The organism is Paenibacillus shirakamiensis, from assembly GCF_017874255.1.
In the GTDB taxonomy this organism is placed as follows: domain Bacteria; phylum Bacillota; class Bacilli; order Paenibacillales; family Paenibacillaceae; genus Fontibacillus; species Fontibacillus shirakamiensis.
Genome location: NZ_JAGGLD010000001.1, coordinates 886723 through 907492 on the forward strand (window position 1 = coordinate 886723; position 20770 = coordinate 907492).

General features: G+C 40.8%; 19 protein-coding genes. 13 read left to right on the top strand and 6 right to left on the bottom strand.

The features are described 5' to 3' along the window. The 9 genes from J2Z69_RS04305 (at position 1) to J2Z69_RS04345 (ending at position 9377) form a co-directional block, all read left to right on the top strand. A complete protein-coding gene (locus J2Z69_RS04305; RefSeq protein ID WP_209859467.1) occupies positions 1-423 on the top strand; it encodes a cell wall hydrolase in 423 nt (140 codons plus the stop codon). A gap of 82 nt (positions 424-505) precedes the next feature. After that, positions 506-895 carry a spore coat protein GerQ gene (gerQ, locus tag J2Z69_RS04310; protein ID WP_425354982.1) on the top strand — a complete coding sequence of 130 codons (390 nt, stop codon included), beginning with the start codon at positions 506-508 and terminating at the stop codon, positions 893-895. A 207-nt stretch (positions 896-1102) separates the two neighbouring features. Beyond that, positions 1103-2428 (top strand): hemolysin family protein, encoded by a 1326-nt coding sequence (locus J2Z69_RS04315; RefSeq protein WP_209859471.1) that lies wholly within the window; start codon positions 1103-1105, stop codon positions 2426-2428. A gap of 155 nt (positions 2429-2583) precedes the next feature. Further along, positions 2584-3498, top strand: a complete 915-nt coding sequence (locus J2Z69_RS04320) for an ArsR/SmtB family transcription factor (protein WP_209859473.1) — start codon at positions 2584-2586, stop codon at positions 3496-3498. Between the two features lie 244 nt (positions 3499-3742). Continuing rightward, entirely contained in the window at positions 3743-5476 is a 1734-nt protein-coding gene (locus J2Z69_RS04325) for an ABC transporter substrate-binding protein (RefSeq protein WP_209860490.1), read from the top strand. A 54-nt stretch (positions 5477-5530) separates the two neighbouring features. Then, positions 5531-6487: an ABC transporter permease gene (locus J2Z69_RS04330; protein WP_209859475.1), complete on the top strand. Its 957-nt coding sequence runs from the start codon at positions 5531-5533 to the stop codon at positions 6485-6487. Positions 6488-6499: 12 nt separating this feature from the next. Next, positions 6500-7426, top strand: a complete 927-nt coding sequence (gene opp4C / locus J2Z69_RS04335) for an oligopeptide ABC transporter permease (RefSeq protein WP_209859477.1) — start codon at positions 6500-6502, stop codon at positions 7424-7426. Positions 7427-7435: 9 nt separating this feature from the next. Further along, positions 7436-8419 carry an ABC transporter ATP-binding protein gene (locus J2Z69_RS04340; protein ID WP_209859479.1) on the top strand — a complete coding sequence of 328 codons (984 nt, stop codon included), beginning with the start codon at positions 7436-7438 and terminating at the stop codon, positions 8417-8419. Next, positions 8412-9377 carry an ABC transporter ATP-binding protein gene (locus tag J2Z69_RS04345; protein WP_209859481.1) on the top strand — a complete coding sequence of 322 codons (966 nt, stop codon included), beginning with the start codon at positions 8412-8414 and terminating at the stop codon, positions 9375-9377. Before J2Z69_RS04340 ends, J2Z69_RS04345 begins: the two co-directional genes overlap by 8 nt. 79 nt (positions 9378-9456) lie before the next feature. On the opposite strand, the gene J2Z69_RS04350 is transcribed toward J2Z69_RS04345, so the two are convergent. The 3 genes from J2Z69_RS04350 to J2Z69_RS04360 form a co-directional block, all read right to left on the bottom strand. After that, entirely contained in the window at positions 9457-10410 is a 954-nt protein-coding gene (locus tag J2Z69_RS04350) for a hypothetical protein (RefSeq protein WP_209859483.1), read from the bottom strand. After that, complete coding sequence (locus J2Z69_RS04355) at positions 10373-10978, bottom strand: RNA polymerase sigma factor (RefSeq protein WP_209859485.1); 606 nt, start codon at positions 10976-10978, stop codon at positions 10373-10375. Before J2Z69_RS04355 ends, J2Z69_RS04350 begins: the two co-directional genes overlap by 38 nt. A gap of 223 nt (positions 10979-11201) precedes the next feature. After that, positions 11202-11777 carry a TraR/DksA C4-type zinc finger protein gene (locus J2Z69_RS04360; protein WP_209859487.1) on the bottom strand — a complete coding sequence of 192 codons (576 nt, stop codon included), beginning with the start codon at positions 11775-11777 and terminating at the stop codon, positions 11202-11204. Between the two features lie 261 nt (positions 11778-12038). Here J2Z69_RS04360 and J2Z69_RS04365 point away from each other — a divergent pair, with 261 nt between their 5' ends. Continuing rightward, a complete protein-coding gene (locus tag J2Z69_RS04365; protein ID WP_209859489.1) occupies positions 12039-13019 on the top strand; it encodes a histidinol-phosphatase HisJ family protein in 981 nt (326 codons plus the stop codon). Between the two features lie 51 nt (positions 13020-13070). On the opposite strand, the gene J2Z69_RS04370 is transcribed toward J2Z69_RS04365, so the two are convergent. The 3 genes from J2Z69_RS04370 to J2Z69_RS04380 all read right to left on the bottom strand — a co-directional run bounded on the left by J2Z69_RS04370 (position 13071) and on the right by J2Z69_RS04380 (position 16310). Further along, a complete protein-coding gene (locus J2Z69_RS04370; protein ID WP_209859491.1) occupies positions 13071-14303 on the bottom strand; it encodes an aminopeptidase in 1233 nt (410 codons plus the stop codon). 70 nt (positions 14304-14373) lie between these two features. Further along, the gene (locus J2Z69_RS04375; protein WP_209859493.1) at positions 14374-14907 is read right to left on the bottom strand and encodes a PadR family transcriptional regulator; all 534 of its coding nucleotides are present in this window, start codon (positions 14905-14907) and stop codon (positions 14374-14376) included. A gap of 47 nt (positions 14908-14954) precedes the next feature. Beyond that, the gene (locus J2Z69_RS04380) at positions 14955-16310 is read right to left on the bottom strand and encodes a TrkH family potassium uptake protein (RefSeq protein ID WP_209859495.1); all 1356 of its coding nucleotides are present in this window, start codon (positions 16308-16310) and stop codon (positions 14955-14957) included. Between the two features lie 151 nt (positions 16311-16461). Here J2Z69_RS04380 and J2Z69_RS04385 point away from each other — a divergent pair, with 151 nt between their 5' ends. The 3 genes from J2Z69_RS04385 to J2Z69_RS04395 are packed head-to-tail and all read left to right on the top strand — an operon-like array spanning position 16462 to position 20619. Further along, a complete protein-coding gene (locus J2Z69_RS04385; protein ID WP_209859497.1) occupies positions 16462-19197 on the top strand; it encodes a CHASE3 domain-containing protein in 2736 nt (911 codons plus the stop codon). Positions 19198-19243: 46 nt separating this feature from the next. Further along, positions 19244-19522 (top strand): hypothetical protein, encoded by a 279-nt coding sequence (locus J2Z69_RS04390; RefSeq protein WP_209859499.1) that lies wholly within the window; start codon positions 19244-19246, stop codon positions 19520-19522. 11 nt (positions 19523-19533) lie between these two features. Beyond that, positions 19534-20619, top strand: coding sequence for an AI-2E family transporter (locus tag J2Z69_RS04395; protein WP_209859501.1), 1086 nt, complete (start codon positions 19534-19536; stop codon positions 20617-20619). Positions 20620-20770 lie beyond the last annotated feature (151 nt).

Below are 20770 nucleotides of genomic sequence, written 5' to 3' on the forward strand. Positions count from 1 at the left end.
GTGGCAGTTATTAAGGCAAACTCTGAGGATGTTAAGCTGCTGGCTCGTCTAATGCGGGCTGAGGCGGAGGAAGATCTAGATCAGGGCATGCTGATGGTGGGAAATGTAGGCGTGAACAGAATTTTGGCCAATTGCCTCGACTTTAATAACATTCGTACAATGAATCAAATGGTATTTCAGTCACCGGGAGGCTATGAATCCACGCAAAAAGGTTACTTTTATCAGAAAGCAAGAGACAAAGATATTCGCTTAGCTAAACGTGCCATTAATGGAGAACGAACTTGGCCAGCAAGTAATGCGCTTTGGTTTTTTAGACCGGAAGGGGATTGTCCTGACACTTGGTACAATCAGGCTAACACCGGCAGATTTAAAGCCCATTGTTTCTTTGCTCCCACTGCAGAAGATTGTCCGAATGTATATTAGTCTAATCATTTGATACTTAGACAAGATGCTTCATACCAGATTAGGAGGGATTTACATGATCTACCCGCAATATCGTCCAACGATGAACTATAAGGTGAATAACAACAATAACGCAGCTTATCCACCGGCAATTCCACTAGGAAATCCAATTACGCCGCAAGGCACTGTAACGGTAAATAACACTCCCACTTATGAACAGTCCTATATTGAGAATATTCTTCGTCTGAACTTAGGCAAAGTGGGCACGTTCTATATGACTTACGAAAATAACCGTGAATGGAACGCCAAAATATTTAAAGGAGTGCTTGAGGCGGCAGGTCGCGATCATATTATTATCAGTGACCCTAACACGGGAGTACGCACAATTCTTCTCATGGTTAATCTAGATTACGCTACATTTGATGAACCGTTAACGTATCAATATCCTGGTGTTATTGGAAATCCAGCAAATCCGAACGCACGTAGAATCTAATCTATATCGCTGAAATACTCCATTTGCGAAAAATGGGGTATTTTTTGCTGTAGAGCAGTCATATCGGGAGATTTGACTGTGTAATGTATAATAATATAATAAAGTTAAAAGTTTATTCATATGAACATGTGAATAGCTCCATTTTAAACCGCGAAGGAGGTGCACCTGTTCGCAGCCGATTCGTTAGGTAGTGAATAGGGAAACGCATTGGATGACCCCTTACCGAGTATTTTGCTTGTAGGATTTATTTTTGTACTGATTGTATTGAACGGATTTTTTGTATCTGTAGAATTCGCCATGGTGAAAATTAGGTCTAGTCGACTCGACACGCTGGTAGATGAAGGACGCAGAAATGCACGGACCGCTAGGCGGATTCTGAACAATCTGGAAGGTTATTTATCTGCTTGCCAATTGGGAATCACATTTTGTTCCTTGGGACTCGGATGGCTTGGTGGACCTTATGTAGCTTCGCTACTGACCCCACTTTTCCATGGACTGGGTTGGACCGGTTCCTCTGCTCATGCTGTAGCCTTACTGATTGCCTTTTTGCTCATCACTACGCTTCATATTGTGTTTGGCGAACTTGCACCGAAGACCATTGCGATTCGTAAATCAGAAAATGTCACATTGGTATTGGCTAGGCCCTTATCTTTCTTCTACAAGTTGATGTATCCATTTATCTGGATTCTGAACAATTTGGCTAACGGTATTCTCAGGTTGTTAGGGATTGCACCGACATCGGAGCAGGATCATTTGCATACCGAAGAAGAAATTCGTGTGCTGATGAAGGAAAGCCATGAGAGTGGGCTAATTGACAGTTCGGACCTGACCTTAGTGGATAACATTTTTGAATTTACAGATACAACAGCCCGGGAGATTATGATTCCACGTACAGAAATGATCTGTCTATACTCCCAAAATACACTGGAAGAAAACTTAGAAATTGCATTAGAGGGTATGCGCACTCGGTATCCTGTATGTGATAACGATAAAGACCATATTATCGGATTTATCCATATCAAAGATTTGATTCGCACAGGGAGCTCGGATTATCGAGATTATCTGAGGCCGATGATTACCGTGCCAGATTCTATTCAAATTCATGATCTCATGAAAAGAATGCAACGTGGCAAAACTCAAATTGCGCTGCTCATTGATGAATACGGAGGTACCTCAGGCATTGTGACGCTTGAAGATATCGTTGAACAGATTGTTGGAGAAATTCAAGATGAGTTCGACGAAGAACGGCCAGGTTTCGAGCAATCCGGAGAGAATAGTTATTCTATTGATGGTCTAATGCTCATAGAGGCAGTAAATGATCGCTTTGGACTCGAAATGGATTCTGAAGATTATGATACTATTGGTGGATGGCTTTATTCTCGTATCGAGGTATTGCCTCCTAAAGTCGGTCAATCGGTTGAATTTGCCGAATTTTTCTTTATTGTTGAAGAGACGGAGCAGAAGCGTATTTCTAGGGTCAAGCTAATTAAGCAACAGGTGATTCCACTAGATCTGTTGGACACAGGAGCTTAAAACATCGGACTTATTTATAAATAAATGACGGTCATCTATAGCCGCGTGCCTGCGGAGTAGGGATCGTCTTTTTGTCTATATGAACTATCTATTAAATCGATCTGGAATGCGCTAAAGCAATCAAGCTATAATGGAGTCTGAAAGGGGAGTGCATCATGAGTTATCGTGCCATTGTTAAATTTGAACCAATTCATGAGTTAGTCATTAGTCTACATACCTATATTTGCAAGAAATCTCATAAAAAAATAGATATTACCCTGGATTGGGCGGATGCAACCAAGCGAGGACTTCAGGTGGAATTCGCTACTTTTCTTGCAGGAAAAGAGATTGATGCAGATTGGAAAATCACCTTACTGCTTAGCTATCTATGCCCTGATGGGAGTTCAGCCAAAACGTTCATTCATTGGTTAGAGCAGATGACGATTGGAGAACTCTATGAGTTAATCGCAGGGCATGAGCATTATTTTCCAGAGAATATGAGTCAATTTCGTAGCGAGCTCGTGTATATGATTAAGAACTGGAATGAACAATATTATCAGCATCAAAGTTCGATAATTACGAAAACGCTTCAGCAGGAACAACAGCGAAGGATGGAAGAACTTATTCAAACTTCGGATGTAGCTGAGTTTGTCGATCTGACAACGAATGGGCTACAATTCAAGCCCATGCCGAATTTAGAAGAGCTGATTTTGATTCCGCAATACCATTTTCAGCCCATTAATGTCATTGCTCAATTCGGTAAACGAATAGTCTGCTTTTATAGCTCTCGCAGTTATTTCAACACAGATGAATTTTTAAATACGCATGATTATCGGTTGATCCGAACACTGGGGGAGAAAAGCCGTCTCAAGATTTTAAGATATCTACATGGGGGACCACGTTCTTTTATCGAGATTGCGAGACATCTCAAACTTTCTAAAGGGATCTCGCATGATCACATCTCAAAGCTTCGTAGTGCGGGACTCATTCAGGCTCATTTTGAAGGGGAGATGCTTACAGAGTATACTCTACGCCCAGGTTCCGTAGATCAGGTGCAGAAGATTATTAACAATTACATACAGCAAGGTTAAAGTGAGATGCTCAGCCGTAAGGTTCATGAAATGAACTTTACGGTTTATTTGTGTTTTTCTACACTTTGAAATGAAGAGGTTTCGAATATTTATAAATTATTTTCTGCGTCCACAGAAAATTTTACAAGTTCTCTCTTTACAGAACCAAGAATGGTTCCTATAATAAGGCTTATCAAACTAATACCTTACTTAGTTGATCGGAATTATATATTATTTTATGGGAGGTCCTATGAAAACATTACCTATGAAGAAAAGTACACTTTTGTTAACTAGTCTGATTCTTGCCAGCGCCTTGCTTCTCAGTGCTTGCTCGGATGATCAAGATGCCGCAACAACTGCACCTGCTCCAGCAGTAACTACACCCACTGCTACAGATGCTAATCATAACAGCAAGGACAATCCTACGGGTCTGTATAAAGCAACTGACCTCTCTAAGCTCCCAGATACTGCGAAGCAACGTAAAGACACTATTATTGTAGGTCTTACGGATCCGAGTGGTGCTTTCGTTCCTTACTTCACGCAAAGTGGATATGACGGCAACGTAAATAATCAATTGAATGCAAGTCTAGTCAGCACGGACGATCAAGGGGTACCGCAACCTGAACTTGCAGAGAAGTGGGAAATTTCAGCGGATAATCTAACGTATACATATCATTTGCGCAAAGATCTTAAGTTCAGTGATGGATCACCTTTGACAGCAGAAGATGTAGCTTTTACTTGGACGATCCTGCACGACAAAGCTTATAACGGGGATACTCAGGTTGAGCCGCTTCATGTCAAAGGTGGGAAGGCATACAAAGAAGGCAAAGCAAAGTCGGTCGAAGGCATTAAAATTATTGATCCACAGACGGTCTCTGTAACCTTGGATTCCCCTAATGCTATAGCGCTGGTGCAGCTCGGAGGACCTGTTCTTTCGAAGGCTCATTACGGTAAAGATTATACATTTGGTCATCTTGACTATATTAAGAAGCTCTATCAGGATGTTGTCGGAACAGGTCCATACAAACTAGAGAAGTTCATACCTGGTCAAGAAGTACGCTTCGTGGCTAATGAATATTTTTACAAAGGAAAACCAAAGACAGAGCATTTTATCTATAAGACTTCAGAAGGGGATGTATGGCAGTTCCTAGAGACTGGAGAAGTGGATTATGCGGGGTTCAGTGCTACGCAAGAGAATATTGATAAATTAAAAGGGTTAGGTTTTGTAAACATTCTTCCCTATACACCAAGTACCTACGGATATCTACAACTTAATCTGGAGCACGAGGCTCTTAAAGACAAGAAAGTTAGACAGGCACTAACTTACGGGCTGAATCGCCAAGCAATTTATGTAGATGCTGCGCAAGGGGCGGGATCGTTAGCGAATATCCCATCGTCACCCATCTCATGGGCCTACACCGAAGAAGGCATTAATTCTTATAAGTTCGATCCAGCTAAAGCCAAGCAATTGCTGGACGAAGCGGGTTGGAAAGCGGGTGCTGACGGCATTCGTGTGAAAGATGGAAAAAAACTTACGATACATTTCTTAGGTTCTAAAAACAAAGGAACAGATATCTTTATTCCAATTGCTAAAGAGAATTATCAAGACCTAGGAATAGATTTCCAGCCTGAAGTGTTCGCTGATTTCAATGCTCTAGTCTCTAAAGTGGAGAGTAAGGATTACGATTTGGCATCGTTCTCTACCCCCCAGCTCATAGATCCATCGGATGGAGTGGTCCAGTTCGTGGATGGAGAAGTCAAAGGATATGACAATCCAAAATTCAAGGAATTATATGATAAGGCTTTAGCTACATCAAATATAGATGAACGCAAAGCCATCTATAAAGAGATTTTCCAACTCCTTAATGACGATCTTCCCGTCATCTTTACTAGTTACAAGAAGAGCGTGACTGCTTATAACGGCAGAATTCAGAACTTAACAGTGAGTCCGTTCTCCGGTATTGCTCTAAGCTTGCCGAACTGGGAACTTAGTAAGTAAAAAAAGGCTACCCCCTGTTCGTTTGAGCAGGGGATAACAACTAAGGAGTCGGTCATGAGCACTTATATTACAAAACGTTTAATTTATACTTTGGTCATCCTATTAGCAGCTTCTCTGCTGATTTTTTGTTTATATGCCCTTACTCCAGGAGATTTCATTAGTGGAAATATTAAATTATCCCCAGAACGTAGAGCAGAACTACGAGCCATTTATGGATTAGATCAACCCATCTTGGAACGTTATTTCACATGGATGAATCATGCTCTGCAAGGAGATTTCGGTGATTCTTTGGCACAACAGCAACCTGTACTGAAACTTTTTAAAGATTATGTCTGGAATTCTTTCTTATTAGCGATAGTATCTACATTTCTAACTTGGCTGATTGCTGTAGTTATTGGTGTTGTTGCAGCTTATAAGCAGTATTCGTGGTTCGATACGTTGGTGATGATTGGGATCTTCGCAGCGATGTCGATTCCTTCTTTTTTTATTGGATTGTTCTTAATCAAGATTCTAGCTGTTGACCTAAAATGGCTGCCCCCTGGAGGCATGATGACAACAGGAAGCAATGCAACCGGGTTGGCATACTTCAAAGAAGTTATCCATCACATGGCGTTACCGGTCATTGTTATGACCTTACTAGGAGTAGGTTCATTAACGCGTTACTTCCGCAGCAATATGATCGATGTAATCAAACAGGATTATATTCGGACTGCAAGGGCCAAGGGGATGTCAGAGCGAAAGGTGCTTTTTACTCACGCGCTCCGCAATGCTCTGCTGCCTGCCATAACCCTTGTAGGATTTGAACTGCCGGCTCTGTTCGGAGGATCACTAATTATCGAGAAGATCTTTAATTGGCCAGGCATTGGGCAGCTATATATGCAATCCTTTTCTTTAAGAGACTATCCTTTACTTATGGGATTCACTATGTTCATGGCAATCCTTACCGTAATCGGTACCCTGCTGTCGGATTTGCTCTATCACGTAGCTGATCCGCGAGTTAAATTACAGTAGGAGGTGAAGCTGATGTCATCCATGAGCCGTGAGCTATCTACACAGAATAACTCACCAAGAATTCCGGTACGTTCTTCTATTTGGAAGCAGTCCTTTCGGCAGTTAGTAAGGAATAAGCTAGCTATGAGTGGACTTGCAGTAGTTATCGTTATGTTTATTGCTTGTTTTGTAGGTCCCTTGTTCTCACCTTACTCAAGCAATCGAATTCATATGAATATTATGAATCACGCGCCGAATGCAAGACACTGGTTAGGTACGGATGCACTGGGTCGCGATGTGCTTACTCGTGTATTACAGGCTGGCCGTATATCCTTGACGGTGGGTCTCGCTTCTATGATGCTATCGGTATTCATAGGCGCTTTGCTTGGGGCCATTGCCGGATATTACCGAGGCATTATAGACCAAATCATTATGCGTATAGCTGATTTATTATTGACTATTCCAAGTCTGCCTTTGCTATTCATATTCGGAGCGTTATTGTCCGAATGGAAAGTGCCTACCGATTACCGTATGTATATTGTAATGATTATGTTAGCGATTATCGGTTGGCCCGGTCTTGCTAGAATGGTTCGTGGGCAGATGTTAAGTCTGCGTGAACGAGAATTTATGCAGGCCGCAACGGTGCTAGGCTTGTCAAATCATCGCAAATTGTTTTACCATCTTCTTCCCAATATCGTTCCGCTACTGATTGTTATCGCTACATTAAATATCGGTGGAGCGATATTGAGTGAATCGGTTCTGAGTTTCTTTGGACTTGGTGTAATGCCACCTACAGCAACATGGGGGAATATGATTGATGCTGCCAACAACATGTTAGATTTTCAAAATCGTCCTTGGCTTTGGATTCCGCCGGGTCTGTCGATCTTTGTTACGGTCATAGCCATAAATGTATTTGGCGATGGTCTTCGCGATGTACTGGATCCAAAGAAGAAGAGGTAGGTGAATGCCATGACAACCGTATTAAGTATTGAACATCTCAGTACGCACTTCTCTACAGAAGAAGGTACAGTTAAAGCTGTTGATGATATAAGTTTTCAGGTTCGAAGAGGAGAGACCGTCTGTATTGTCGGTGAATCGGGTTGTGGCAAGAGCATCACAGCAATGTCGATTATGGGACTCATTGAAGGGCCCTCAGGTCGAATCATAGAGGGTATTATTGATTTCGATGAAAGGGATTTGCTTAAGCTAAGCAAACACGAAATTAGGAATCTTCGAGGAAATGATATGGCCATGATTTTTCAAGAGCCAATGTCTTCTTTAAATCCTGTACTTACGATAGGGGAACAGATCGTAGAGCCCTTAATCATTCATCAGAAGCTTAGCAAGAAAGTTGCACATCAACGTGCGATTGAATTAATCACAGAGGTGGGAATCGCTAGGGCTGAACACATCGTGAAAAGCTATCCGCATGAACTTAGTGGTGGCATGTTACAAAGGATTATGATAGCTATAGCCATCTCTTGTCAGCCCAAGCTTCTGATTGCCGATGAGCCGACTACTGCCTTAGATGTCACGATTCAAGCACAAATTCTAGATTTATTGCGCAAGTTCAAAGATGAGTCAGGCATGTCCATTTTACTCATTACTCATGATTTGGGGGTAGTTGCTGAAATGGCGGATTATGTCATCGTGATGTATTCGGGTAAAGTCGTCGAAGAAGGGGAAGTCGAGGCTTTATTTAACCATCCCAAACATCCGTATACTCAAGGATTACTCAAATCCAAACCTGTCATACATGAGCGTCAGGATGAGTTATATTCCATTCCAGGACAAGTACCCAGTCCGCTAGAGCTCACACCATCATGCTATTTTCATGATCGCTGTGAGCATTGTATGTCAATTTGTAAGGCAGAGGAACCTGCATTGAAGGACATTGTACCTCAACAGAAGGTAGCATGTTGGCTGTATGAGGAGGCTGTGGTTCATGTCTGAAGCATTGCTAGAAGTAAATCATCTCAAAAAGTATTTTCCCGTAAAATCGGGTCTGCTAAATCGGACGGTAGGACAAGTTAAAGCTGTGGATGATATCAGTATCTCGATTGCACCGGGAGAGACATTTGGACTCGTAGGTGAGTCGGGTAGTGGCAAAAGCACAGTGGGACGCACGATTGTTCGGTTAACAGACAAGACGGACGGGGAAATTAAGTTCAAGGGCATTGACCTCTATAGTCTTCCAGAGTATGAGCTTCGGAAGCTTCGTCCAAAGATGCAGTTGATTTTTCAAGATCCCTATAGTTCCTTGAATCCAAGAATCCGAGTAGGGGATGCCATCGGAGAAGCCGTCCTTAATCATGGTCTTGCTAAGCCTAATGAAGTACGAGAACTTGTGTTGGAGGTTCTAGCCTCATGCGGGTTGTCATCTTACCATATAGACCGATTCCCACATGAATTCTCGGGGGGACAGCGACAACGAATAGGGATTGCGAGGGCTCTAGTTCTAAATCCTGATTTGATCATAGCCGATGAGCCTGTGTCTGCACTGGACGTCTCGATTCAAGCCCAAATTATTAATCTGTTTCGTAAGCTGCAGCATACACGAGGACTAACTTATCTTTTTATCTCACACGATCTAAGTGTTGTAGAGCATTTGTGCTCAAAAATAGGCGTTATGTACTTAGGTTCTATGGTAGAGACGGCTTCGCGAGATGAATTGTTCAAGAATCCCCTACATCCCTATACTAAAGCTTTATTATCTGCTGTTCCAATCCCTATTCCTAAGCTCAAACGAGAAAGAATCGTACTGCGTGGGGATATTCCTAGCCCTGCTAATCCTCCATCGGGATGCAAGTTCCACACTCGATGTCCATTTGCGGTGGAGGTCTGCAAGCATCAAGTACCGGAATTCCGTAATGTAGGCAGTGAACATTTTGTGGCTTGCCACTTGGTCTAGATTATAATAGACGTGTATCCAGAGAGAAGGATTAGATCCCTCTCTCTTTTTGGTCTTAGTATTTATAAAAAAGTAAATTCTAGTTAAGACGGGTATCATTAGCCATAAGCAAAATTTCTTCTCGGGTTACGTGACCATATATTGAGATGAGGATATGACGTACCCTATAGTTAATCTCCGTGAAACTATGATCTGTTCTCAAGTAAGCGGGAGTATAATCCATTAGACGAATTTTGAGAGACTTAATATCTCCTACGGGCGTTGTAGAACTATAGGAGTTCACATCGCGAAATCGGATGACTAACCGTTGATCTTGTGCAGCTTTATAAGAATATTCAACCCAATCTACCGATGTTTGGGGATCAAAATTAAAGAGTTCTACGCGATCTAGCTGATAGCGAGCTGGAATTCTGGGAAGAGTGGGAATAGCATAATCTATTAGTAGAGGTACGCTTTGTGCATCGACAACACGAGAGTGAATTTTAGTTAACTTTTTAGGATTGAATTCTGAAGATTTCTTAATAAGAAATTTTGAGCGTGGATACTTTCTAGAATATTGAAACCCTGAGGCGGTCTTACAATGACCTGAATTAAATAAATTATTCTTGTCCTCTTCCTTAGCAGGTTGGACTGTCTTACTGTCTTTGTTCAGTGTATCTTGGGCGAAGGGGAACAAGAACTGTGTCACATTTCTACTCAGTAAAATGAGACCTAAGGCTAAAGCTGCCGTAATCATTCCAGCTATTCTATATCGAGATTTACGCCGATGTTTTTTTTGACTGTGGTGGATCTCGGCTTTAACTCGCAACCATGCTAATTTTTTCATTTCTTTTGAGGGAAGGGCAAAAGGTGGATAGGAGGGATGAAGGTGGAAGGCTTCATGAATAAGGTGATCCACGGGGTCAAAGCTTTCATCCTCTTCAAGATCCTCGAGTTGAATATACAGCCCAAGTTCCCTTGAACGAGAATCCATCTTCTTAGTTCGCTGCGAAGCTTTAAGAAGATGATTCCATATGTCCCCAATTTTCCCCATCCATATCACCCCATTCTTTAGCAAGCATCTTCTTAACACTTTCTCTAGCTCGGTAGAGCCTCTGCCGTACAATATCTTCTTGCGTTCCTAGACGGTCAGCGATCTCTCGGTAAGTTAACCCTAGTCTCCAACGATATTCTACTAATAATTTATATTCGGGTTTTAGACGATTTAAATACATCATAATTTCTTCTTCAAGCATTTTGGTCTCTACTAATTGTTCCACGGATACTTCTAATGGATTTCGTGTTTCTATATTTATAAAAACACTGTCTGTATCTAAATGGTTACGAAATCGTTGATTTTTTCTTAAGTAATTAATAGCCGTATTTCTTGAGACTACTTTAAGCCAAGCTTTCATCTTTAATTCATGGTCAAATACTGGCTTTTTTTTAATGACTTTTAAGAATGCTTCTTGAATAATGTCCTCTGCCGCAGAATGATCCTTCACGATGTATAATATAATGCCATAAACAAGGTCATAAAACTCGTAATATACTTTTTCTTGATGAACCTCATCTAGATCATAAAAATTTGCAGCCAGAAGTCTATTTAGCTGTTCCGGCATGTTAATCCCCTCTCTAGTAACGCTCTTAACCACATTAATCCCTATTCCAATAATGGACAATTACAGTTCAAATGGTTCTTTATTAACAGTTTACCTTATTTTACCTTTATTTTGCACGCTAGATTCAATATATATAGAAGAAAAGAAAGAAAATCGTCGGTTCTCGTCAAAAAAAGCCCTTTCCATATGTGGAAAGGGCTTTTGAATATTTTCTATATTAAATTTATTCTTCATCCAACGTCATAGAATCATAATTTTTCACGTCTCGCTTAGCCGCAGTAGCAGGGGAATCTGAGTTTCCGAATTCTTCTACTGAATTCCACGCTTCGGCATCATCAAATCTTCCGGCATGCTGCTGGCGATGTTCACCGGCACCCTTAGGAGGCAAGGTCATCACTTCTTCTTCAACAGGACGACGATCCGATACATTACGATCTGGTGTATGGTCTATACAAAAGGAGGTATAGGGAATGGCCTCTAAGCGTTCAAAAGGAATGTCCTCACCGCAAGTCTCGCATTTGCCATACTTTCCTTGTTCCATGAGTTCAAGTGCATGATCTACTTGTTCCAATTGATGATCCAGATTCTCGTCAATAGCCATATCTCTACTTCTTTCGAAGGTTTCCGTACCGATATCTGCGGGGTGATTATCTACTGAACTAAGTTCACCAGTAGAGGCACGTAGTGATTCTTCCTCTGAACCCGCATCCTCATTTTCAAAGTGATTTTCCAACTCGTTTTTTTCTTCAATCAGGCTATGTTTAAGGGTTTTAAATTGTTCTTTTGTCAGATGACTCATGTCTAGGACCTCCGAATAATTAGTTTTGTACTAAGAGTATGTACCCTTTTCTAGGGTGGACTGACACATGCTACTTCTAACATCGCCAGAAAAGTAGTAGAGTAATCCGATATGCAACCGAATTTTTCCGAATTTACATTACTTTTACGTTTCGTAACATCCCCTAAAATGGTCGAACATTACAATGATTAATACAAACATAAGTCAAGCGGGATCATGGAGTGATGTCCGTCCCCAGATACTGAGAAGGAGCTAAGTAATATGAAAGTAGATTTTCATTTTCATTTGGAGGAAGGACCTTATTCTATGCCTTGGCTAGAGAAGACAGCTCAGGCTCTCATGCCTCATAACATACATTCAGACGCAGGTACATTAGAGACTATGACCACACTTGTTCATGAATTAGAGCAAAGAGTGGAAGAAGGATGTTTTTCTGAACGGTGGATCTCTCGGTATCTGGAACAAGGGCAGAAGGAGGGGATTCAACAATTTGGAGTTGTGGATCACTTGTACCGTTTCAAGGAATTCAAGTCTTATTATGAAAAGCACATTTTGCTGGACAATACTATGCTAGGTCAAATGCAGAGGCAGTGGTTAGACCGTGTATGTGTATATTCCATTGAGGATTATATTGAGGGAGTACAGAATGCTAAGAAATTCTATGGACAATTATCTATGGGAATCGAAGCAGATTATTTTGAATACGGGGAAGAGGAGCTTAGGGAGATCTTAAGTAAGTACCCTTTTGATTATGTCATAGGTTCTGTGCATTTCTTGGATGGGTGGGGCTTCGACAATCCAGACAGCCAGCAAAATTTCTACAATTATAATTTGAATGACCTGTATGCTAAGCATTATTCTACAGTCATTAAGGCAGCAGGCAGTCAGATGTTCCAGTTCATTGCGCATTTAGATAACTTGAAAGTATTTAAGGTCAGACCACCAGAACGAGAACTGCTCCATTGGTATAATGAAGTGGCAATGGCTCTTGCTACTAATGATCTAGCTACTGAAATTAATACAGGTCTAGCCTATCGTTATCCGGTAAAAGAGATGTGTCCAAGTCCTAATTTTTTACGTGTTCTACATAAACATGGTGTTCCCATAACGTTAAGTTCAGATGCTCATTTTCCTCAAGATATTGGTACACAGCTGGACGAAGCAATCATGATGGCCAAATGTATTGGATATGAGGAGATCGTGTATTTCAAAAATAAAACTCGCCATACACTTCCACTATAGAATAAAAGCTTCCTGAGAGCCACTTGGCCCTAGGAAGCTTTTTGAATCTGATTAGATGGCCCAGTTTCCTTGAGAGAAAATTTGAATTTCTTCGCCACTCTTCGTGACCCCGAAGATATCCATTTCGCCAGAACCCACCATGAAGTCTACATGTGTAATACTAGTGTTCAATCCACGTGCTAGCAGTTCTTCTTGAGAAAGCCCCTTCCCATCTTTGAGCGTAAATGCATACGCACTACCGATAGCCAAATGATTGGATGCATTCTCATCAAATAAAGTATTGTAGAACAGAATATTTGATTGTGAAATAGGTGAACCATGAGGGACGAGAGCAACTTCACCGAGATAATGAGCGCCTTCATCGAGACTAACAATTTGCTTAAGGGTCTCTTCACCGACCTTAGCTTTGACATCTACAATACGACCATCTTTAAATGTTAATGTAAATTCATCAATAATGTTCCCACTATGACTAAGAGGTTTGGTACTGGAGACGGTTCCATGTACACCTGTACGAAGAGGAGCTGTGAATACTTCTTCTGTAGGCAAGTTCGCTAGGAACTTATTACCGCGTTCATTGGTGCTATCGGCAGCTACCCATAAATGACCTTCTGGCAATTCAATGATAAGATCCGTTCCAGGTGCTTTATAATGAAGCTTCTCGAAGTTTTTCTCGTTGAGATAGTCAGACTTTTTATTTAAATTGCTAACATGTTCTTTCCATGCGCCTAATGTGTCAGGTTGATCTACCCTTACTGTGCGGAATATAGCTTCCCAAAGTTTGTCGATCTGTTCTTCTTGCGGCAATTCTGGGAATACTTTAGCAGCCCAAGCAGCGGAAGGAACAGCTACAATCGACCAACTGAATTTGTCGGATTGTTGCAACTGACGGTATTTGCTCATTGCTTTACCATAAGTTTTTTGATGATTTGTCAGACGGTCACTTGAGATCCCTTTGAGAAGGTCCGGATCGGAAGAAATAACATGAAGAACGGCTGCACCATTCTCAATCAGTTCTAGAATCTCACCTGCATACCATTTAGGCTCATCTAAGAAGGATTCCTCAGCGGCCATCTCATAACGCAGACGAGTAACCGTATCGTCACTCCAATTTACTTTTACAGTCCTTGCCCCAGCTTCATAGGCCTGCTTAACAATAACGCGAACAAGCTCTGCACCTTCTAAAGAAGAATTGACAACAAGGGTCTGACCGGGTTGTACATTAACGCCTACTTTTACAGCAAGTTCAGCATATTTTTGTAAGTTTTCTTGGAAATTAGTCATAGCAAAAGCCTCCAATATAGGTGAGTTACGAGAACTATTTTACAGGAAAAGTTTTCTTAAGGGAACTGAGTTATTTCAGCATGTTAATTACCCATTCACACCACTGAATTTCTTGCGTCTCCAGCAGTTTCTTTCGGGTATGGACAATGTATCTACCAAATACGGGAAGTTCCTGATTATAGAGTTGATCTCCATATTCGGCCTGCATTTGTTCGATCATTTCTTCTCTGCGTTGAAGCTTGTCTTCGTAAAAAGCCATCCGATCTTCAAAAAGATTGCGAGCTGTGTTCATGTCAGTTAGGGAGAGAGAATAAGCCTTGATAAGAAACTCATCTCTACTTACTGGGTTAGCAGGAGATTTGGATAACCATTTCTTGAGCTTAGCTTTACCTTCTTCTGTAATATGATACAGCTTCTTGTTAGGACGTCCGATTTGCTCAATGTTCTCTGGGGTAAGGTATCCCTCTTGTTCGAGCTTGGCCAGTAGTGGATAGATCTGACTATGTTTCGCTTGCCAGAATACTTCAAGCATTTCAGCCAATTCATATCCAGAACAGGGTTTGCGGACAAGCATGGATAATAGAGCATAAGCGAGACTATTCATAAGTAGTGGGGAACCTCCTTTGTTCATAAAGTTAATAATTAACTCAGTTAACCGATTGTTATTTTACCTTCGGGATAGCGATACAACTCTTTCTTAGGTTTGGGAGCTAGTGCATAAGCTAAGGTCAATGGACCTACTCGGCCTAAAAACATGACAATACATATAATTATCTTGCTAAAGGGAGAGAGTGTCGGCGTTAATCCAAGACTCATTCCTGTTGTACCAAATGCAGATGTTGTCTCAAATAATAAGGCTAAGAAACTTCGATCCTCTATGACGGACAATACCATCGCTACGAATGAAACAAGGAAGAGGGCAAGCCAAGTCTGCGTAACTGCTTTAATTATAACGTCTTTTGCTAGTCTTTTCTTAAACATTACGATATCTTCTTTCCCTCGAATCATCGCGATCATGGCACCGATCAATACGGCAAATACGGTAACTTTGATTCCTCCTCCTGTAGAACCGGGTGCTGCTCCAATGAACATAAGTAAGAGGAGCATGAACTGTGTGGAATGATCTAAATCTGGAAGGTTAATTGTACTTACCCCTCCCGAACGAGAGCTAATAGAGTGGAAAAAGGAACTCATAATCCGTGATCCTTCATGAAGCGGACCTAAAGTTAGTGGATTGGCTCTTTCCAGTATATAGAACAGAAGCGCTCCAACTATGACAAGAATACTAGAATACGTAAGAACGACTTTGGAATGGAGACTAAGCTTTCGCGTGTTCCTAAAATCGAGCAAATCAGACATGACAACAAACCCGATTCCACCAAAGAAGATAAGTATCATGACTACTATATTAATGTAGACGTCGTTGACATAGCCGTTGAAGCCTGAGAAAGGACCTGTCATTGTACCAAATAAGTCGAACCCTGCATTGTTGAACATGGTTACGCTATGATATATGCCAAAATATAAAGCTTTTAAAAAGGGCATATCCTCCATCCAACGGATAGTTAGCAGAAGCGCTCCCGTCAACTCAATAAAGAGAGAGTAAATAATAACTCGCCGGATCAAAGAAAGCAGTCCTTCCATCGAGTTATAATTCATGGCTTCTTGCAAAATAAGACGTTCTCTTAGGGAAATTCTTCGGTTAAACGCTAATGCAATCAAGGTCCCCATCGTCATGAAACCGAGTCCTCCAATCTGAGTGAGGACCAAAATCACTACTTGTCCAAAATGTGAGAACTGTACACCTACATCCACTACAGCAAGGCCGGTTACACAAGTTGCCGAAGTCGCCATGAAGAAAGCATCTAGAAATGCAAGTCGATTTCCATAAGCAGAGGATAGAGGGAGTGTTAACAGTAAAGCTCCAGTTAAAATGATAAGAGCAAATCCATAGGTCAAGACCTTGGGCGGAGATAAGGCAAGTGTAGCGATTTTTTTGAGATTCAAATTTCAAGCACCTCTTCATTAGATAACATAAAAAATAATATGTGATTACAATAAAACATGATACGATATAGTGTGAGGGGAAAGCGAGTTATTATCCTTTTTATTAGTATTATGATTTCATCATCTATATATGAAATTGGAGGACAGTCCATTGTTTAATAACAAAAGCTGGAATATTGGTGCCAAAATACTCACAGGATATATCGTGATTATTGTTTGTCTTGGCGCTTCGTTACTTCTGGTATCTTCGAGACTGAACGTACTACAGCAAGAGACAAATTATATCGGCACACATGATCTAGAGGTCCATGATCTTACGAATCAAATTGAAAAGCTTGTACTTGATATGGAGACTAGCCAAAGAGGATATGTCATTACAGGTGTAGATGCTTATCTTGTGCCCTATAATAATGCAGTCTCATCTTGGCAGCAATCCTATAATAGGCTAACAGAACTTATTAAGGATAACTCTTATCAATCACAAAACTTAGCTAACATTAAGGCTAATATTAATCACTGGATTGAAGTTGCTGGAGAACCTTCTATAAAAGAAAAAAGGGAAAAAGGAACGAATACGTTCTTCTTAACAGACCCAGGAAAAAACATTATTGATCAGATTCGTGTTCAATTTGATGATTTTCGGGCCACGGAACGCTCCTATACCAATACACGTATTGCAAATTTAGAAGACAGTAATCGGACTTTAATTATCTCAATCTTCACGCTTTGGTTTTTGGTAGCTGCCGTCTCTATTGCTGCAGCCATACTGGTATCTCGAAATATTGTAAATTCCATTCGACGTGTAACCGAAGCGATTCGGGATATAGGTTCTAAGGGTAATCTAGATAAGAGAGTAATCATTCGTACACGAGATGAATTCCAAGCTCTTGGCACAGCAACGAATGATTTGTTAGATAGCGTGAATAGAGAGAATTGGAAAAAAGACCAAATCACAGATATCGCCACATCTTTGCAGAATGTTACGTCAATGGAAGAAATCAGCGAGAAATTGTTGAACCGGATTGCTGTTCTTCTGAATGTTCCTTACGGAGCCATGTATCTTAAGAATGAGCAAGACGTTTTAATTCGTAGTGCTTCGTATGCGGGAGAAGGGGAGCATGACAACGCTTCTCGCCGAATGATCAAACTTGGAGAAGGTCTAGTCGGACAATGTGCACTAGATAAGAAAGCCATGATTGTTAATTCGTTGCCTGATCAATATGTGCAGATTAAATCCGGGTTAGGTTCTGCTTCACCTCGAAGTTTAGTATTATTACCTATTGAATTCGAGAGCAATCTCATGGGTGTCATGGAAATTGCAGCTTTAGAATCTATGAGTCAGGATACATTAGAATTTTTGCACGAGCTAGCTAATGTGGCTGGTGTGTCGATTCATTCCATGATTACACGTGTTGAAATTCAGCGTTTATACCGAGACTCTCAAGCCCTAAATGAGGAACTACAAGTTCAGACCGAAGAGCTTCGTACTCAAACCGATGAACTTCAGTCCCAAGCTGAAGAGATGAACATGCAAACGGAAGAATTGCAAAACTTAAATGAACGCCTTGAAGCTCAGAAAACAGCTGCCGAAGGAACTTCTTTGGAGCTTGAACAGAGTTCCAAGTACAAGTCTGAATTTCTAGCAAATATGTCTCATGAACTTCGTACACCACTCAATAGTATGTTGATTCTCTCCCAGATTCTCTCTGAGAATAATGGGGGGACACTTACGGAAGATGAGCAAAAATATGCTTCTGTCATTTATTCCTCAGGCAAGGATTTACTTAATCTGATTAATGATATCCTTGACTTATCTAAAGTTGAAGCCGGTCAACTCGACATCACATTAGAAGAGATGAATGTCACTGAAATCCCTGATCTTGTGAAAAGTTCGTTTTCTACACTTGCAGAACAAAAGGGTATTAATTTTAATACGGATATTGCTGAGAATGTACCTGCCAAATTATTTTCAGATCCACATCGATTACAGCAAATCCTTAAAAATCTTCTCTCGAATGCTTTCAAATTTACCAAGGAAGGGGAAGTCTCTCTTACTATTAGTAAGCTGAATGCGGAAGAACTTTTACATTGGAAGGGCAATGACGAGATGTTAGCCTTTACTGTAAGAGACACAGGGATTGGTATTCCAGAGGATAAGCAAGCCTTAATCTTTGAAGCTTTTAAGCAAGCAGATGGAGCTACGGCAAGAAAATACGGCGGAACGGGATTGGGACTATCCATATCTCTACAACTTTCCAAACTACTAGGTGGGGATTTAACACTGAAGAGCGTGGAAGGAGAAGGCAGTACCTTTACATTGTATCTACCTTATCGTACATCGGAAGCGGAAGTTGAGGCTGAAGCCGAAGCCATTTTGCTGGCCGATCAAAATAGACCCCAAGCTCCTGCACCGAAGTTAACAGACTCTGTTGCAGCAACAGCAGAACACGAAATGATTATGATTCCAAATGCTAAAGAAGATTATTCGATTTTTGAGAACAAGACGGTATTAGTAGTGGATGATGATATTCGGAATGTATATGCATTAACCAGTGCCTTAGAAAAAATTAAAATGAATGTTGTTATTGCTCAAAATGGTTATGAAAGTCTAGATGTATTGCAAGAGCAGGCAGTAGATATCATTCTCATGGATATCATGATGCCAGAAATGGATGGGTATCAGGCAATGACTGAGATCCGCACATCGCTAGGGCTTACTACCCTACCTATCATTGCACTAACTGCAAAGGCGATGAAAGAAGATCGCGACAAGTGTCTAGATGCAGGCGCATCTGATTATGCAAGCAAACCTTTGGATATACAGTATATGTTGAAACTTATGAGATTTTGGTTAGAGCTTCAAGAGAATGAACAAAGTGCAGGTTAATAGATAGGAGCGAGATGAGTTGCAATTCGAAATTACACATGCAGAAATGAAAAGACAAGAAGATAAAACCTATTTGGGGAAGACCATTTTTAAAGTGGAGGGGCACAAGAAAGAGTACGAGATTACGTGGTATACAAAACATCGCAGGGACTGGGACTACAGCTTACATTTTGCTCACGAGCCTGGGGATGAAGAACAACTATTAGCAGTAGACCACAAGTTAGAAGAAGATGATGATTTCTTTGATCACTTACTTGATGCAGCATGGGATACTCTTCCAGAAAATGAAGTAGAAGAGGATTCGGAAGAGACGGATCTGAAATAAGGAGGGAATACATGTTGCTTCAAAATAAATTTTTCAGAGTTTGTCTCGGTGTAATTATGATTTTGACCATTATTTACTTACTTCACGAGGTCAATTTTGTTTTTGGTCCCATAGTTACCTTTGTACAACTTTTAATTGTACCGATGACGGTCTCCGGATTTTTATATTATCTGCTGCGACCGATTGTGCATTATCTAGATAAAAGACACGTGAACCGGATGCTGTCCATTTTATTAATTTATCTCTGCTTTGGTATTATTATTGCTATCCTCTTCTATACAGTATGGCCTCCTTTGGTAAAGCAGGTTCAAGATTTCATTAGTAACTTGCCAACGTTTTTGGAAGAGTTAAGAGTGCAGTTTGCGCAACTGCAGAAGACACGCCTGTTCTCCATGATTGATACTTCCAACTCACAAATCTCGGACAAGATTACGAATTATGTGAATGGATTGGTGGAAATGGTCACATCTTCTATGACCGGAGTATTCTCATTTATTACAGATTTCGTAGTCATCATTGGTACCGTACCCATCATTTTGTACTATATGCTCAAGGAAGATGAACGTATATCTCCGGCTGTGGTACGTACCATGCCAAGGCGCTTTGCAAGAGACGGTGCACAAGTTGTCAGTGATATCGATACTGCGTTAAGTGGGTTCATATCGGGAAGAATCATTAGTGCATTATTGTTAGCCGTTCTTAGTTTCGTTGGCTTCTGGATGATCGGATTGCCTTACCCACTACTACTTGCCTTGTTCGGAGCATTGTTCAACTTCATTCCTTATGTAGGAGCGTTTTTAGGCGCAGTACCCTGTGTTATCGTTGCTTTTACGGTGTCCCCAAGCATGGTACTCTACGTATTGATTGTTATCGTAATTGCCCAACAAGTTGAAGGTAACTTAATTGCCCCTTATGTGTACGGGAAGACGATTAATATCCATCCATTAACGACAGTCATCTTGTTATTAATTGGTGGGGAGTATAGCGGGATTCTGGGAATGATCTTAGTCATTCCGGTCTATATGATCATTAAAATTGTAACTGTACGAATTTATCGTCTGTTCTTATCTGAAAAGGTGGAAGAGATTGTTGATTAAATGAGTTTTTCAAAATTATATAATTTTCGAAAAAAACACTTCAAGCTTTGTCTTGAAGTGTTTTTTTTCATTTATTTTGTAAAATAACTGTTAACTTTCATGAAAGTGCATAAAAAATAGCAAAAAATATAAAGTTTTCTAATGTAAAAAT

What these genes read in the sequence shown, in the direction of transcription:
- J2Z69_RS04330 (WP_209859475.1), top strand. Translation starts at nt 5,531, where the DNA reads ATGAGCACTTATATTACAAAACGTTTAATTTATACTTTGGTCATCCTA.
- gerQ (WP_425354982.1), top strand. Translation starts at nt 506, where the DNA reads ATGAACTATAAGGTGAATAACAACAATAACGCAGCTTATCCACCGGCA.
- J2Z69_RS04355 (WP_209859485.1), bottom strand. Translation starts at nt 10,978, where the DNA reads ATGCCGGAACAGCTAAATAGACTTCTGGCTGCAAATTTTTATGATCTA.
- J2Z69_RS04325 (WP_209860490.1), top strand. Translation starts at nt 3,743, where the DNA reads ATGAAGAAAAGTACACTTTTGTTAACTAGTCTGATTCTTGCCAGCGCC.
- J2Z69_RS04345 (WP_209859481.1), top strand. Translation starts at nt 8,412, where the DNA reads ATGTCTGAAGCATTGCTAGAAGTAAATCATCTCAAAAAGTATTTTCCC.
- opp4C (WP_209859477.1), top strand. Translation starts at nt 6,500, where the DNA reads ATGTCATCCATGAGCCGTGAGCTATCTACACAGAATAACTCACCAAGA.
- J2Z69_RS04395 (WP_209859501.1), top strand. Translation starts at nt 19,534, where the DNA reads ATGTTGCTTCAAAATAAATTTTTCAGAGTTTGTCTCGGTGTAATTATG.
- J2Z69_RS04390 (WP_209859499.1), top strand. Translation starts at nt 19,244, where the DNA reads ATGAAAAGACAAGAAGATAAAACCTATTTGGGGAAGACCATTTTTAAA.
- J2Z69_RS04375 (WP_209859493.1), bottom strand. Translation starts at nt 14,907, where the DNA reads ATGAATAGTCTCGCTTATGCTCTATTATCCATGCTTGTCCGCAAACCC.
- J2Z69_RS04360 (WP_209859487.1), bottom strand. Translation starts at nt 11,777, where the DNA reads ATGAGTCATCTGACAAAAGAACAATTTAAAACCCTTAAACATAGCCTG.
- J2Z69_RS04320 (WP_209859473.1), top strand. Translation starts at nt 2,584, where the DNA reads ATGAGTTATCGTGCCATTGTTAAATTTGAACCAATTCATGAGTTAGTC.
- J2Z69_RS04340 (WP_209859479.1), top strand. Translation starts at nt 7,436, where the DNA reads ATGACAACCGTATTAAGTATTGAACATCTCAGTACGCACTTCTCTACA.
- J2Z69_RS04350 (WP_209859483.1), bottom strand. Translation starts at nt 10,410, where the DNA reads ATGGGGAAAATTGGGGACATATGGAATCATCTTCTTAAAGCTTCGCAG.
- J2Z69_RS04365 (WP_209859489.1), top strand. Translation starts at nt 12,039, where the DNA reads ATGAAAGTAGATTTTCATTTTCATTTGGAGGAAGGACCTTATTCTATG.
- J2Z69_RS04370 (WP_209859491.1), bottom strand. Translation starts at nt 14,303, where the DNA reads ATGACTAATTTCCAAGAAAACTTACAAAAATATGCTGAACTTGCTGTA.